Consider the following 14,061-nt stretch of genomic DNA (forward strand, 5'->3'; position numbering starts at 1 on the left):
GCTTTCCCCCGCAGCGCAACTCATGCCCGTACGGCCTTCGGAAACAAGGCCCCTTCGCGGGGCGCGGCCCCGGATCCGACCTGACCGGCAAGAAACCCCCTGGAGCCAGGCGTTGCGGCGGAAGGAGCGATGGAGGAGGTGAGCAGTTCGTCGAGCGTCCGTACTTCGGTGTCGGTGCGGTGCAGGTGATCGGCCACGTCGCGGAAGTAGGGCAGGACCGTCGCCGGACGCCCTTCGTCTGCCAGACCGCTCAGCAGACCGGGCAGGACGGACACCAGCGGCTGCACGGCGTCCCGGAACTCACGGACCTCTTGCTTCAAGGGGTAGATCTCCTCGGTGTGATCGACGCGAGAGGGCGAGGAGACGCGGTCCTCCAGCCGGTTGAGCGCGGCGCGCACCGTCTCGGCGGCCTCGCTGTAGGCGTCGACGACGACGTCGGGCACGGCGCGCAGAGCCGACAGCGGGCCGAAGAGCAGCATGGACGGGTCGGCTTCCAGCCGGCGGGCTGCTTCGGCTGCCGGGTGCACCGGGCCGTGGCGGACGGTGAGTACGTAACCGGGCCGACGAAGAGCATCAACTCGCCCGTCTGCACCAAAGTTTCCTCGTCGACGTACCAGAGGGTCCTCAGCGCGACGGCCAGTACGTCACCGAAGCGCTCCCGCTTCGGCCGCTGGCCGGCCTGGACCGCGTCCTCGACCGCCAGGCGGTGCAGGCCCAGTTGCTCGGCCAGCTGCACGAGCTCGCCCTCGGCCTGGTCGACCAGTCGTACCCAGCCGAACTCGCCTTCGCCCAGCCCGCGCAACCGCTTCAGCACCAGTCGGCAGGCCTCGCCGCCCGCGCCGCACTCGACGGTCTCCGACCGGCCCGACCGCTCCTCGTACACCACGCATTCCATACGCCGCACATGCGCCAGAACCCTGATTTCATGCGTGCCCACGGACCGCTCGCGGTCATGCCTCCGGCCTCTGGCGGATGCTGCAGCATGGATGCGGGAGGCGCTGACTTCTCTCCGCCCCGCTGCGCGTCGGACTCATCGGAGGCTGACGGGAGCGTGAGGCGCTACGCGTACCGCCTTGCCCCGGTCGCAGGCCCCTTCGTGCGCTCACACGGCCAGGTGTCGGACCAGGACGCAGGGACGCGCTTCCGCGACTTCCACACCCGTGCGACGGAGCCAATGGGGACGAATCACATTGCTTGCGACATCAAAGAGGGATGTGCGGGTAGCCGGACACCATGGGCCCCAACAAGCACACGCCGCTCCGCGCTGTCGCGCTCGTCTGCACCCTGTCCCCCTCCCCCGCGCCGTCCAGCTCCCAGCTGCTGGCCGAACAGACGACGGCCGCCCTCGCCGAGCACGGTGTCACCGGGAAGACCGTCCGGATCGCCGACCACGACGTGAAGCCCGGTGTGAAGACGGACATGGGTGACGGGGACGCCTGGCCGGAGATCCGGGACACCGTCCTTGGCTGCGACATCCTGATCCTCTCCACGCCCATCTGGCTCGGCCACCCGTCCAGCATCGCCCAGCGGGTCCTGGAGCGGCTGAACGCGGAGATCTCCGAGAGCGACGACGAAGGCCGCCCGCTCACCTACGGCAAGGCTGCCGCGGTCTGCGTCGTCGGCAGTGAGGACGGCGCCCACAAGGTCGGCGCCGACCTCTTCCAAGGCCTGAACGACATCGGGTTCTCCCTCGCTCCGAACGCCGTCACCTACTGGGTCGGCGAAGCCATGCAGAAGACCGACTACCAGGACCTCGACAAAACCCCCCAGAAGACGGCGGCCACGACCAAGACCCTCGCCGCCAACACCGCCCACCTCGCCCGCCGCCTCAAGGCCGCCCCCTATCCGGCGACCTGACCCGCGGCTCCGCCCCTGCACACCGCGCACCGCGCAGCCCGGACCGGGGAAGTCACGGCTCTCGCCCGTCCACCACGTCGGCGGCCCCAAGGAGAAGGATCATGAGCAAGCAGCAGTCATCGACCGGCACCGCCAAGAGCGAGCTGCCGGGCAAGCCCGGCCCCGAGTCTCCGCCGCTGATCGAGCCGACGGAGCCCACGGAACCCCTTCCGCCGAAGCCCGACCAGGACGGCCCCGAGACGGTGGGGCCGACCGGACAGGCGACAGGGGTGGACCAGGCACGCGTGGCGCAGAGCGGCGCGTACCTGACGACGGCTCAAGGGACGCGGCTGCCCGACACCGATCACTCCTTGAAGGCCGGACCCCGCGGCCCGGTGCTGCTGCAGGACCACCATCTGCGCGAGAAGATCACGCATTTCGACCACGAGCGGATCCCGGAGCGGGTAGTCCACGCGCGTGGTGCTGCCGCTCACGGCGTCTTCCAGGGCTACGGAACGGCCGGGGAGGTGTCAAAGGCCGCATTCCTCGCCAAGGACGTGGAGACGCCGGTGTTCGTGCGGTTCTCCACGGTCCTCGGTTCGCGCGGTTCGGCCGACACCGTGCGCGACACACGTGGCTTCGCGACGAAGTTCTACACCAACGAGGGCACCTTCGACCTGGTCGGCAACAACATCCCGGTGTTCTTCATCCAGGACGCCGTCAAGTTCCCCGACGTCATCCACGCCGCCAAGCCGCATCCGGACCGCGAGATCCCGCAGGCGCAGAGCGCGCACGACACGTTCTGGGACTTCGTGTCCCTTCACACCGAAGCCACCCACCACACCCTCTGGAACATGTCCGACCGCGGGATCCCGAGGTCGCTGCGGATGATGGAGGGCTTCGGCGTCCACACTTTCCGTCTGGTCAACGCGGCCGACGAGAGCGTGCTGGTGAAGTTCCACTGGAAGCCGAAGCTCGGCGTGCATTCCCTGGTCTGGGAGGAGGCGCAGATGATCAGCGGGATGGACCCCGACTTCCACCGCCGGGACCTCTTCGACGCCATCGAATCCGGCGCCTTCCCGCAATGGGAGCTGGGCATCCAGGTCTTCCCCGACACCGAGGACCAGACGTTCGAGGGCATCGACCTCCTCGACCCCACCAAGATCGTGCCGGAGGAGCGCTCACCCGTTCAGCCGATCGGGCTGATGACCTTGAACGCCAACACCAAGAACTACTTCGCCGAGACGGAGCAGGTCGCCTTCCACCCCGGACACCTGGTTCCGGGCATCGACGTCACCGACGACCCACTGCTCGCCGGCCGGCTCTTCTCCTACCTCGACACACAGATCAGCCGCCTCGGCGGCCCCAACTTCGGCCAGATCCCCATCAACAGGCCGCACGCCCCCGTCAACGACATGCTCCGCGACGGCATGCACCAGAGCGCCGTCCACACGGGCATCGCCCCCTACCGGCCGAACAGCCTCGACGGCGGCTGCCCGTTCCTCGCCGGAGCCGATACGGCCGCCTTCATCGAGGTACCCGTCACCGTTCCTGAGGCGAGCAAGGTCCGTGAGGCGCCCGCCTCGTTCTCGGACCACTTCACCCAGCCGCGCCTCTTCTGGCTGAGCATGACCCCGCCCGAGCGCGAACACATCATCGCCGCCTACACCTTCGAGCTGACCAAGTGCTACGAGCAGGCCGTCAAGGAACGCACCCTGAAGGTGCTGGCGAACATCGATCCGCAGCTGTGCGAGCAGGTCGCCTCGGGCCTCGGGCTGCCGGCACCGGCCGCCACCGTGCCACTCGTCGCGGCCGACCCCAGCCCCGCCCTCTCCCAGATGGGCGGGACATGGCCGACCGACGGCCGCGTGATCGGCATCGTCGCCGACGCCACGGCCGACCTGGACGGCGTACGAGCCGCCCGCCAGGCCGTCCTGGACTCCGGAATGGTGCCCCTCGTCATCGCCCCGACCGGCGGCACCCTCGACGGTGACGGCGACGGCGACCCGATCGCCGTTCAGCGGACCTTCGCCACCGCCCGCTCCGTCGAATTCGACGCCGTCCTGCTGGCCGGAGTGCCCCAGGCCGGCGCGGACGCGTACGGCGCCCGCGACGCCAAGGCCGGCACGGCACAGCCCCCCGAAGCCCCCGACCCGCGCGTACTGCTGCTCCTCACCGAGGCGTACCGGCACGGCAAGGCCATCGGCGGCTGGAACGGCGCGGAACGGCTCCTCGAATCCGCCGGCATCACGGCAGACGACCCCGGCATCGCCGTCGCCGACAGCGGCAGCGCGGTCGCGGCCGCCGCCACGACCGCGTTGGGCGGGCACCGGGCCTGGGACCGGTTCCCCGCCGCCCTCTGATCCGTGCCTGCCCCGGTCCCGCACGGAACCGTGGCAGCCCGACAGGCTGGAGAAGCGTCAGCGTTCGGCGTAGCGAGGGTCGTCCGTACGAGGCATCCCGCCCGGCCAACAGTGTCACCACCACCCCACCGGGTACACGGGGTCAGGGCGGTCGACCGCGCCCCCGATGGACGATCGAAGGAGACCTGGTGGACGGGATCGTACTGCTCAAGGAAGACCACAAGACGGTCGAGAAGCTGTTCAAGCAGTTCGAGAAGGCCGGCGACAACGCGCACGCCACGAAACGGAAGATCGCCGACCAGGTGATCGAGGAACTCACCACGCACACCTGGATCGAGGAAAAGATCTTCTACCCAGCTGCCCGAGAGGCCGACCCCGACACCAAGGACCACGTCCTCGAAAGCATCGAAGAACACCATGTCGTGCTGTGGATGCTCTCCGAACTCAAGGACCTCGACCCGGGCGACGAGCGGTTCGACGCCAAGATGACGGTCCTCATCGAAAACGTCCGCCACCACGTCGAGGAAGAGGAAAAGGAGTGGTTCCCGGACGTCCGCAAGGCCATGGGCCGCAACCGCCTCACCGAACTCGGCGTACAGATGGAAACGGCGAAGAAGACCGCCCCGTCCGATCCCTTGGCCGTCCCCAGCGCATGACCTCTCCAGCCGTCCGGACGGCCGGGATCCGAGGGCATGGACACGCCCGCGCGACCGGCCCGGCGGGAGACTGGTCGTTCGGGTGCCAGTGGAGACCGGGGCGGGATCGCGGCGTGACACCGGGTAGGCGTCGAGCATGAACTCACACACCCCTGACGCCTCGGCCGTGACCGCGCGGACCGCAGTACTCGACACCGCCTCGACCCGGTGGCTGACCGCGCTGGACCGGCTCGAACGGACCACGGTCGCCGATCCGGCGATCAGGGTGCTCCAGCGGGGCATCCGCGCACTCCCCCTGGGCGGGATGCGTGATCTGCTGCGTGGCAGACCGCTCGGACACCCCCTGCATCCCGTACTGGTGCAGGTACCCATCGGATGCTGGCTCTCGTCCGCCGTGCTGAACGTCGTACCCGGGACGCAGCGTGCGAGCAACACGCTCGTCTCCGTCGGCCTGGCCGGGATCGCCCCGGCAGCCGTGGCCGGCTGGGTGGACTGGGCGGACCTGCCTCCCGAACAGGCCCGGGTCGGCCTGGCCCACGCGGCCTCGAACGCGGCCGCGGTGGCCTGCTACGCCGCGTCCCTGACGTCACGGCTCCGCGGCCGCCCGGCGAAGGGCCGGCTGTGGTCCCTCGGCGGCCTGGCCGCCGTCGCCGTCACCGGCGCCCTGGGCGGGCATGTGGCCCATCGCCGGGCGGTCCGAGGGTACCCGGCAACATGAGCGACACCGGCGGGCTCCCCTCCCTCCGGACTCGGCCCTCGTTTCAGGAGGCGGGCGGCGTGGCGGTGTGGTCCGGATGGCCGTGGGTGCGGCGGATCGTCTTCAGGCGGGCCTCCAGGAGGTGCTCACGCCCGCCGGCCAGCTCGTCGACGATGTCGCGTTCCATTGCGGTGAAGGGCCGGTGGTAGGTGGAGTCGTAGGCCTCGATGATCTGGAACGTCCAGTGTCCCGGGATGACGTTGCGGCCCACGATGTCGCGCTCGAGGCGTGCGGCCTGCTCCTCGTGGCCCGCCTCGCGCAGGAGCCGGACGGCGTCGCCGAGCTCGAAGTCCGCGGTCCCGGTCAGCTGGTGGAATCCGTAGAGGTGTCCGCGGGCCCGCTCCGTGGTCTCCAGAGCCTTCGAGAGCGCGCCCAGGGCGCGCAGTGTCTTCTCGTCGACGCCCTCGGGCACCCGGTGCGCCGGGTCCATCTCGCGATTGCTGTCCATGGTGATCTTCTGCCCTCAAGGCGCCTTCCCGAGCCGCCGATTGAGCCGTACGGAGCAAGGCATCCTCACGACCCGGGCACCACATGGCGGTGACCGTCCCGGTCCTGCCTTCGATCCGGGTGCGTGAAGCGGTGAAAGCGGGGCAGGCGAAGTCCAGGCGGAACGCAGCACATCCGCCGAGCACGACGTACGGAACAAGGAGGATCGGCGGAGAAGCACTTCCCCGCCGTCCCCCGTTGACCGGAGGAGTTGTTTTCGCGTGACTGAACATGTGTGGAGTTACCAGCCGACCGCGGGCCACCTGGCCGGTACGGACCTGACCGGCTACAAGGTCGAGGCGACCGACGGCAGCATCGGCAAGGTCGACAAGCACTCCGACGAGGTCGGTGACGCCTACCTGGTCGTGGACACCGGCGTATGGATCTTCGGCAAGGAGGTCCTGCTGCCGGCGAGCACGGTCGTCAAGGTCGACCCGGAGGACAAGAAGATCTTCGTCGACCGCACCAAGGAACAGATCAAGAACGCCCCCGAGTTCCACCGGGACAAGCACCTCGGCGACGCCGGGTACCGGGAGGAACTGGGCACCTACTACGGCACCGGCGGCCCGTTCGGCGGCCGCCCCGCCTGATCCCTGCGGCCCGGATCCGAGCGAGCCCGCACCCCCGGCGGGGGTGCGGGCTCCCCGCGTCCCGGGGGTTCAGCGCCGCCATCGGCGGGGAGGAACCTCCCACTCGCTGGTGCGCCATCGCCACGCGCGCCGACGGCTACACGCGACGCAGCGACCTTCGGCCGGTGCGGCGATCACGGCCCGGCGGGCAGCACTGCGGCGGCCGGCAGCTCCTCGGCGGCACGGGTGATGAAGCGGCGGGTGCGCTCCGGGTTCAGGGCCTGGGCCTGAAGGTGGTCGAACATGGCGCCGTAGTACCGCACGTCGGATCGTTTCTCCAGGTAGAGGTCGCTGGTGAACCGCTCCAGGTACACCGTCCCCGTGGCGGTGTCCGGGAAGTCGAGGATGGAGAACTGTCCAGAGACTCCCGGATGGGCTCCCGCACTGTGCGGGAGGACCTGCACGGTGATGTGCGGCTGCTCGCCGAGGCGGTTCAGGTACTCGAGTTGTTCGCGCATGATCTCGGGGCTGCCGACCACGCGGCGCAGTGCTGATTCGTCCAGCACGACCGCTAAACGGAACGGCCGGGCCGGGTGGTGGGCGCGGGACTGGCGGCGCAGCCGTACCTCGAGGCGCACGGCGATCTGCTCCTCCGTGGCCAGAGGGATCGTTTCCGCGGTGACCGCTGCCGCGTAGGCGGGCGTCTGCAGCAGGCCGGGGATCACCAGGGGTTCGTGGGACCGGACAGAAGCGGCCGCCGTCTCCAGGCCGATGTAGACGGCGTACGGGACTTCCCCGCAGGCGACCCACCAGCCCTGTCGGTTCGATTCCCGGGCCATCTCCATCAACGAGTCGACGACCTGCTGGTCCGTGACCCCGTAGAGGCCGCACAGGTCCCGCACATCGCGCGGCCTGATCCCGCGGCGACCGGTCTCCAAGTGGCTGACCTTGGGCTGGGAGATCAACAGGTGCTCAGCCACCTGCGTACTGGTCAGACCGCGGGCCAGACGGAGCCGGCGCAGCTCCGCGCCCAAACGGCGTCGTCTGACGGTCGGGTTTCCGTTCACCGCCACGGGCGGTCTACCTCCGGCTCGGGACTGTCTACCAGCCACGGAAATCGCCGCGGCCGGGCCCGGGTGAACGCATGCGCCGCGGAATGATGATCAGTGGGCCCCCGCTGTCGAGTGTCACGCGGCGCGAGCGGAGCCGCGTGCACAGCCCGAGCAGAATTCACCCGAATGCCACAGCTCTCCACCTGTTCGCCGGAAACAACCGCTCATCTACCAAGCCTCTGGGGGGACGTCGCCAGGGGTCCGGCGGCCGTGCGGCTCACACGGGGGAACGTGTCGTCCTTGCCGTGTGACGTTGCGGGGTGTCCGGGCTGGTGCGGGCGGGCTTTGCGGGGCAGGCTGAAAAGTACAACGCCTGCCGGCGCAACGTTGCGGGAAAGGGGCGCTCGGGATGATCGGAATCGCGGATATCCGGGAGTGGCGTACCCATGACGTCGTCGATGCCGCAAGCCACAAGATCGGAGTGCTGGAGGCGGTCTACGTGGACACCAGCACCGACGAGCCGGCCATGGCCACCGTCCTGGTCGGGCTGCCCACCCGCCGCCACCTGGTCTTCGTCCCGCTGGCGGGCGCGGTCGTGGGGCCCGGCTACGTCAAGGTCGATTACGACAGGTCGCTGGTGAAGAAGTGCCCGGCGATCGGGACGGACGACGTCCTGCCCGCCGAGGACGAGGCGGCCGTCTTCGCGCACTACGGCCTGGCCTATCAGCCCGGCGTGAACGGCGAGCGGCAGCTCGCCCGCCGCTGACCGGCCCTTCGAGGAGGTGCCCTGCGTCATGACGCTCTTCCTGGTTCTCGTCATCGTTGCGATCGTGCTGGGCCTCATCGGCGCCGTCGCCGAGGGGCTGTTCTATCTGCTGATCATCGGCATCGTGGTGTTCATCGGCGCCCTGGTGTACCTGGTCCTGCACATCCGGCGTTCCGGCCGGCGCCACCGCACGCTCCGCTGACACCCCTCTGCGGGGCTTCGGGTACCGGCCTGTCGGGCAGCGGCGTGCCGGCGGGGGACGACGGTCTTCTCCTCCCTCTCGACGTACGGGATGAGGGCTTGGGTGCGGCCTTGGGCAGTGCGCGAGCTGGGCCGCCGGGCGTTGCCGGATATGAAAAGCGGTCGGAAGCCACCTGCGGATGAACTCACGCTCGATCCACGGAACGGCCATCGCTCAAAAATTCGACAAGGCCGGTGTTCGATCCCGCGCAAGAAAGGGAGCGCAAACAATCCCGATCAGAGTCATATGGATTGACGGAAGATCGATCGGCGCGCCCACCCTCCAACAACTCGTGAAATCACCTACCTGGCGGCACTCCGCACGCTTGGCGGGCTTGAATGCATTTCCATATGAGCGGCTCCGCCTCGTGCGAGTTAATCCAGCCCCATCCGGCGGGGGGACTATCGCATGATAGGCGCGGGAGTTTTGGTATTTTCATCGCGCCTCGCTGCGTCGAATATGCTTGTAATTCCCTCTCCCTCCCCTTGCCTATTTTTGCCACGTGAATGTTGCTGCGTAATATGCGGCAACAACGACAAGGCTTCCCGGGCCATCGGTAGGAGCCCGGTATGCCACGGCCCCCATAGGAAGTGGCCCCCCTCTCGATGAAGCTGAAATTCCAAGCGGCCCAGCGCCGCACTCTGTCCGGCTGGCTGGCCTCGGCCGTCGGGGTAACGGTTGCCGCCGTGATGGTCGCCGGATTGCCGACGCAGGCAATGGCCATCGCGACACCCGTGCCTCTGGCCACAGCCGCCAGCTTTTCCGTTCTGGCAGGTCAGGGCGTTACCAACACCGGCCCCTCCGTGATCAGTCACGACCTTGGGACGCACCCGAACCCTGCCATCTCCGGATTCCCCCCCGGCTTGGTGCTCGGCGCCGTCCACGCTGCCGACGCTGTGGCACTTCAGGCCAAGTCCGACCTGGTCCAGGCGTACAACAACGCTGCGGGGCAGGCCACGGACTTCGCGCTTGCGGCGGGAATCGGCGCCGGCCAGACGCTGCTTCCGGGCGTCCACACCGCTGTCTCCGGTGTCGGGCTCACCGGTGACCTGATCCTGGACGCCGGAGGAGACCCCAACGCCGTCTGGGTGTTCCAGATCCCTGAAGCCCTGACGACGGCATCCAATAGCCGAGTGCTCCTCACGAACGGCGCTTCGGCGTGCAACGTGTACTGGCAGATCGGGAGTTCGGCCACCCTCGGCACCACCTCCACCTTCGTGGGTACCATCATGGCTCTGACCTCGATCAGCGTTACCACGGGGACGAACATCGAGGGCCGGGCGTTGGCCCGTAACGGCGCCGTGACGCTCGACACCAACAGGATCTTCCTCGGCGGGTGCGCCACCGGCGGTACGACCACGGGCACCACGACCGGTACGACCACGGGCACCACGACCGGTACGACCACCGGCACGACCACCGGCACGACGACCGGCACGACCACCACCGGTACGACCACGGGCGCGACCACGGGCACGACCGCCGGCACGCCTACCGCAGGATCGACGACCGGTACGACCGTGGGTCTGATCGGTGGTGGCCTCCTGGGCGGACCGATCGTCGACCTCGTGTCGGGCGGCACCTCGGGGAACATCGCCGGCAACACCTCCGGAAACACCGCGGGCAACACGGCCGGGAACACGACCGGCGGCAACACGACCGGCGGCAACACGACCGGCGGGACCATCACCGGGGGCAACGTCACCGGCGGGCACGGCGGTCAGCCCGGCGGGCCGGACCACCATGGCCTGGAGCACCACGGGCCGGAGCACGGCGGGCCGGGCAACGGGCACGACGAGGGACCCGGTAAGCCGGACCACGGCCACGGCCACGACCACGACGGGAAGCCCGGCGACCACTACGGCTACGGCAACAAGCCCGCTGGCCACGAGGGTCACCACGGCCACGAGGGCTAGCCAACAGGCTGCACGAAGCCCGTTCATCGGATGACGGCGCGCGGCGGAATCCTCATCGAATCCGCCGCGCGCCGTCGGTGAATCGCAGAGACATCAGGCGAACAGCAGACATGAGAAGGACCGGGTGGGCGGTGTCGAGCGGAATTGAAGCTGCGGGCGTGAAGGAACTTCATCAGTCCGATTCCGGTACGGTCCCCCAACAGCGTCATGACGAAGCGGCCATGCCGGGCGAGCGGTTCATGAGAGTTCGCGCAGTGAGAGCAGGGCTGCGCACCGCAGTAGCCCTCTGCTTGGTGACGACACTGGTCCATGTCGTCCTGGTATTCCTTCATGTGGCCCCCGCCAACCCCGTATCGAAGCACTACAGCGCACAGGTCAACGGATGGGTGTACCCGCTCTTCGAACAGAACTGGCGGCTCTTCGCCCCGGACCCCGACTCCTTCAACCGAAAGATCCTGGCGAGGACCGCACACACCGACTCCGAAGGATCGGTGCAGGTGACCCCCTGGTTCGACCTGGCTGCCGTGGACCACTCCGCGGTCGACCACAATGTATTTCCGAGCCATACGTCCCAGAACCTCCTGCGCCGCGCCTGGACCTCGTACGTCGAGACCCACGGAGGAAGCGACACGGCACGCTCGGAACGCGCCGTGATGCTGCAGACGTACCTGCGCAACATCGCCGCGGACCGCGTCGCCGCCCACAACGACGGCGGCGCTTTCGACTTCATTCAGCTCCGGGTCGTCACACTGCCCGTCGCTGCGCCCGGCACAGCGGCCGGGAACCGCCCGCCGGCACCCACCGAGGACCGGCTCCTGCCCTGGTGGAAGGTGACCTCCCATGGGAAGTGAACAGATCCCCCAGCCCCCTTCCGCAGCGGCCACGCCGCACCGGCCTGCGGCCCAAGTGACTCCGGTCGCCGGCACCGCCCACCGGTGGCTCCTCGACCGGATCGGTGTTCTGTGGGCGCTCCTCACCGACCGGCCGATCTCCCTGTACGCCGCATCGGTTCTGCGCATCGGCTACGGGCTGCTCTATCTGGTCTTCCTGCTGCGAGAGTTCCCGCACCGTGACGAGATCTGGGGCCCGGGCTCCCCCTGGACACCGGCACTGGCACAGCAGCTCTTCGACCAGACGGGCTGGAACAGCATCCTGATCCTGTCCGACAGCCGCGCCTACTTCGAACTCTGCTACATGGCGGCCCTCGTCACGTCCGCGTTGTTCATGCTGGGCTGGCGGACCCGGGCCATGTCCGTCCTCTTCGCCGTCGTGGTGACCTCGTTCCATGCCAGATCGATCTTCATGACGGACGGGGGCGACAACCTGATCCTGCTGATGGCCCTCTACCTCGTCCTCACCGCGTGCGGCCGGCGCTGGTCCCTGGACGCACGCAGGAACCGGTTCAAGGCAGCCCGTGCGGGCGACGCGCCGGAGCCGGTGAGGAGCCTCTCCGCACAGCAACTCCACGACGCCCGTACCACCTTGACCACGGTGGTGCACAACTGCGGCATCCTCGTCATCGCGGCACAGGTCTGCTTCCTCTACGGATCGGCCGGCCTGTACAAGATCCAGGGCCAGACCTGGGGCGGAGGCACCGCCCTCCACTACGCGCTGAACCTCGAACTCTTCCAGCCCTGGCCCGCGCTCTCCCACCTCGTGGACGAGTACCCGATGGTGATCGCGATCGCCAGCTACGTGACGGTGCTCTTGCAGGTCGCCTTCCCGTTCGTACTCTTCGGCAGGCTCAAGTACCCCGTTCTGACGGTGCTGCTGGGCATGCACATCGGCATCGCAGTGCTCCTGGGACTGCCTCTCTTCTCCGGCGCGATGATCATTGCGGACGCCGTGTTCCTTCCCGACCGCTTCTACGCCTTCCTGCCTCACCTGTGGCGACGCGCAGCACGGCACACGGGCATGTGGCGGCCGGCACCCGGCCGAGCGGCGGGATCCGCATCGGTACCTCCGCAGGGCCAGCCCAGCCGATCCAGCCCGAAGCATCGAGCCACTCCGGCAGGGCAGCAGGGCACTGCGCTTGCCACCGGGCCCGCGCCCTCGGTCTCGGGGACTCGGAAACCCGACTGAAGGCACTGACCGGCTACCCGCGTCCCAGGCCCTGGCCCTCACGTGTGCGGGGGTTCAGCCGTGCTCTCCTCATCGGCTTCCATGTGCCGGATTCCCTCGTGGGTGAGGGTGACCATCGCGGGGGTGTTGCCGGGGTCCCAGTCGACGGTGATCAGTCCTTCGCCCGCCAGGTACGTGCAGGCGGCGGCCAGGTCCTGTTCCGGTACGTGGAGGTCGCGCCGCAGCTGTGCTCCGGTGATGCCGAGGAGGCGGTTGCCCTCGACGGCTTCGTACAGGACCCGGAGCACCTGGTCGCGGTAGGTCTTGCGTTCGCGCAGTGTGGCCATGACCGCGTCCTTTCGTGTGTGGGGTGGCGTGGGCTCCGGGGCCGACGGGGCTCCTCAGATCGCGTCGGTGTGCGCGCCGGTGCCGGCGGAGGGGGTACGCGGGGACAGGTGTAGCCGTCGAGGGCGGGTGAGGAGGCCGGCGGGTCGGGGCACCGAGGCGCCCCGACCGCTGCCCCCGGCCGGAGGAAGGTCTGTTCCTCACCGGTCGGCACCCGTGCGGTGGGCTCGACGACCGGTGTCGTCCGGCAGGCCGGGAGGCCTCGGCAGGGGGTCACTGAAGCGGTAGGACTCGATCCGCGCCTCGTCCCGGGCGTTCAGCACGTGGATCCAGCGCATTGCGACGCCGATCATGAGGATGACCACCGCGATGAGGACGACGGTCTCCACGGAGCTCACCTCCAGCCGTTCGCGGACAGCGGGAGGGCGCTTCGTCCCATCGCGACCCCGAAGGGAGACATGCAGGCCCCGCCTTCGCCCTCCCAGGTGGCTTCCCGGCGGCGGGCGTCGCGGACGCCGCGCCCGATGGCGCTTTCGTTGGCCATGAGCGAGCCTGCGGTGAGGACGCTACCCGGGATCGCGGCGGCGGCCATCAGCCGGGCCGCAGCTGCGGGTGCGGTCTCGGGCGGGATCACCAGGAGGTCCCAGCGGCCGACGGTGTAGGAGAGCAGGATCAGCTTGTCGGGGTCCTGTTCGGTGAACCAGCCCACGTGCAGCGTGCGTCCGTCCAAGGCAACCGTGTGCGGTACGACGGGCCAGCGGTCGGGATTCACGGTGACGCGGGTGACGCGCCCCCACGGTTCCTCCAGGGCGGCGGCGAGCGGGGGAAGCTCGGTCTCAAGGTCGCGGGAGTAGGGCCACCAGGCCCCGTCCAGCTGGCCGGCGAGCGTGGTCTTCGGGGTGAGGGACAAGCGAGCCGAGGACTCTGCGGCGAAGTCGCGGGGCGCGGTGCGGTCGAGGGTGGTGGTCATGGTATGGACCTGCCCCCGGACTGCCCGTCGGCAGCCCGGTTTT

Annotated in this window: 15 protein-coding genes and 1 pseudogene; 10 read left to right on the top strand and 6 right to left on the bottom strand. The window is 69.0% G+C overall.

The features are described 5' to 3' along the window. Positions 1–20 precede the first annotated feature (20 nt). Positions 21–895, bottom strand: a pseudogene (locus OG207_RS44000) (CorA family divalent cation transporter). Positions 896–1,233: 338 nt separating this feature from the next. On the opposite strand from OG207_RS44000, the gene OG207_RS05440 reads away from it, so the two are divergent. The 4 genes from OG207_RS05440 to OG207_RS05455 all read left to right on the top strand — a co-directional run bounded on the left by OG207_RS05440 (position 1,234) and on the right by OG207_RS05455 (position 5,573). Further along, positions 1,234–1,857 (top strand): flavodoxin family protein, encoded by a 624-nt coding sequence (locus tag OG207_RS05440; protein WP_329096382.1) that lies wholly within the window; start codon positions 1,234–1,236, stop codon positions 1,855–1,857. A 101-nt stretch (positions 1,858–1,958) separates the two neighbouring features. After that, on the top strand, positions 1,959–4,199 hold the full coding sequence (locus tag OG207_RS05445) for a catalase (protein WP_329096385.1): 2,241 nt from the start codon (positions 1,959–1,961) through the stop codon (positions 4,197–4,199). Between the two features lie 188 nt (positions 4,200–4,387). After that, a complete protein-coding gene (locus OG207_RS05450) occupies positions 4,388–4,855 on the top strand; it encodes a hemerythrin domain-containing protein (RefSeq protein ID WP_329096387.1) in 468 nt (155 codons plus the stop codon). A gap of 136 nt (positions 4,856–4,991) precedes the next feature. Continuing rightward, positions 4,992–5,573, top strand: a complete 582-nt coding sequence (locus tag OG207_RS05455; RefSeq protein WP_329096389.1) for a DUF2231 domain-containing protein — start codon at positions 4,992–4,994, stop codon at positions 5,571–5,573. Between the two features lie 43 nt (positions 5,574–5,616). On the opposite strand, the gene OG207_RS05460 is transcribed toward OG207_RS05455, so the two are convergent. After that, positions 5,617–6,060 (bottom strand): hypothetical protein, encoded by a 444-nt coding sequence (locus OG207_RS05460; RefSeq protein WP_329096391.1) that lies wholly within the window; start codon positions 6,058–6,060, stop codon positions 5,617–5,619. A 259-nt stretch (positions 6,061–6,319) separates the two neighbouring features. Between OG207_RS05460 and OG207_RS05465 the strand changes: the two genes are divergently transcribed. Next, positions 6,320–6,688 carry a PRC-barrel domain containing protein gene (locus tag OG207_RS05465; protein ID WP_266607229.1) on the top strand — a complete coding sequence of 123 codons (369 nt, stop codon included), beginning with the start codon at positions 6,320–6,322 and terminating at the stop codon, positions 6,686–6,688. Positions 6,689–6,861: 173 nt separating this feature from the next. On the opposite strand, the gene OG207_RS05470 is transcribed toward OG207_RS05465, so the two are convergent. Continuing rightward, positions 6,862–7,740 carry a helix-turn-helix domain-containing protein gene (locus OG207_RS05470; RefSeq protein ID WP_329096393.1) on the bottom strand — a complete coding sequence of 293 codons (879 nt, stop codon included), beginning with the start codon at positions 7,738–7,740 and terminating at the stop codon, positions 6,862–6,864. A gap of 388 nt (positions 7,741–8,128) precedes the next feature. Between OG207_RS05470 and OG207_RS05475 the strand changes: the two genes are divergently transcribed. The 5 genes from OG207_RS05475 to OG207_RS05495 all read left to right on the top strand — a co-directional run bounded on the left by OG207_RS05475 (position 8,129) and on the right by OG207_RS05495 (position 12,724). Next, positions 8,129–8,485, top strand: a complete 357-nt coding sequence (locus OG207_RS05475) for a PRC-barrel domain-containing protein (protein WP_329096395.1) — start codon at positions 8,129–8,131, stop codon at positions 8,483–8,485. Between the two features lie 28 nt (positions 8,486–8,513). Beyond that, a complete protein-coding gene (locus OG207_RS05480; protein WP_329096397.1) occupies positions 8,514–8,687 on the top strand; it encodes a hypothetical protein in 174 nt (57 codons plus the stop codon). 644 nt (positions 8,688–9,331) lie between these two features. Beyond that, positions 9,332–10,642, top strand: coding sequence for an ice-binding family protein (locus OG207_RS05485; RefSeq protein WP_329096399.1), 1,311 nt, complete (start codon positions 9,332–9,334; stop codon positions 10,640–10,642). Between the two features lie 110 nt (positions 10,643–10,752). Then, positions 10,753–11,493 (top strand): DUF5819 family protein, encoded by a 741-nt coding sequence (locus OG207_RS05490; protein WP_329096402.1) that lies wholly within the window; start codon positions 10,753–10,755, stop codon positions 11,491–11,493. Then, the gene (locus OG207_RS05495; protein ID WP_329096403.1) at positions 11,483–12,724 is read left to right on the top strand and encodes an HTTM domain-containing protein; all 1,242 of its coding nucleotides are present in this window, start codon (positions 11,483–11,485) and stop codon (positions 12,722–12,724) included. The genes OG207_RS05490 and OG207_RS05495 overlap by 11 nt, the downstream gene beginning before the upstream one ends. Before the next feature lie 38 nt (positions 12,725–12,762). On the opposite strand, the gene OG207_RS05500 is transcribed toward OG207_RS05495, so the two are convergent. The 3 genes from OG207_RS05500 to OG207_RS05510 all read right to left on the bottom strand — a co-directional run bounded on the left by OG207_RS05500 (position 12,763) and on the right by OG207_RS05510 (position 14,018). After that, on the bottom strand, positions 12,763–13,050 hold the full coding sequence (locus OG207_RS05500; protein WP_329096405.1) for a hypothetical protein: 288 nt from the start codon (positions 13,048–13,050) through the stop codon (positions 12,763–12,765). Between the two features lie 198 nt (positions 13,051–13,248). Then, positions 13,249–13,437 carry a hypothetical protein gene (locus tag OG207_RS05505; RefSeq protein WP_329096407.1) on the bottom strand — a complete coding sequence of 63 codons (189 nt, stop codon included), beginning with the start codon at positions 13,435–13,437 and terminating at the stop codon, positions 13,249–13,251. 5 nt (positions 13,438–13,442) lie between these two features. Next, entirely contained in the window at positions 13,443–14,018 is a 576-nt protein-coding gene (locus OG207_RS05510) for a DUF5994 family protein (protein WP_329096410.1), read from the bottom strand. Between the last annotated feature and the right edge of the window lie 43 nt (positions 14,019–14,061).

This window comes from Streptomyces sp. NBC_01439 (genome assembly GCF_036227605.1).
GTDB lineage: Bacteria > Actinomycetota > Actinomycetes > Streptomycetales > Streptomycetaceae > Streptomyces.

Bases quoted from the DNA above. Each gene is read 5' to 3' on its own strand.
- OG207_RS05440 (WP_329096382.1), top strand. From the start codon at position 1,234: ATGGGCCCCAACAAGCACACGCCGCTCCGCGCTGTCGCGCTCGTCTGC.
- OG207_RS05445 (WP_329096385.1), top strand. From the start codon at position 1,959: ATGAGCAAGCAGCAGTCATCGACCGGCACCGCCAAGAGCGAGCTGCCG.
- OG207_RS05455 (WP_329096389.1), top strand. From the start codon at position 4,992: ATGAACTCACACACCCCTGACGCCTCGGCCGTGACCGCGCGGACCGCA.
- OG207_RS05460 (WP_329096391.1), bottom strand. From the start codon at position 6,060: ATGGACAGCAATCGCGAGATGGACCCGGCGCACCGGGTGCCCGAGGGC.
- OG207_RS05475 (WP_329096395.1), top strand. From the start codon at position 8,129: ATGATCGGAATCGCGGATATCCGGGAGTGGCGTACCCATGACGTCGTC.
- OG207_RS05480 (WP_329096397.1), top strand. From the start codon at position 8,514: ATGACGCTCTTCCTGGTTCTCGTCATCGTTGCGATCGTGCTGGGCCTC.
- OG207_RS05485 (WP_329096399.1), top strand. From the start codon at position 9,332: ATGAAGCTGAAATTCCAAGCGGCCCAGCGCCGCACTCTGTCCGGCTGG.
- OG207_RS05490 (WP_329096402.1), top strand. From the start codon at position 10,753: ATGAGAAGGACCGGGTGGGCGGTGTCGAGCGGAATTGAAGCTGCGGGC.
- OG207_RS05495 (WP_329096403.1), top strand. From the start codon at position 11,483: ATGGGAAGTGAACAGATCCCCCAGCCCCCTTCCGCAGCGGCCACGCCG.
- OG207_RS05500 (WP_329096405.1), bottom strand. From the start codon at position 13,050: ATGGCCACACTGCGCGAACGCAAGACCTACCGCGACCAGGTGCTCCGG.
- OG207_RS05510 (WP_329096410.1), bottom strand. From the start codon at position 14,018: ATGACCACCACCCTCGACCGCACCGCGCCCCGCGACTTCGCCGCAGAG.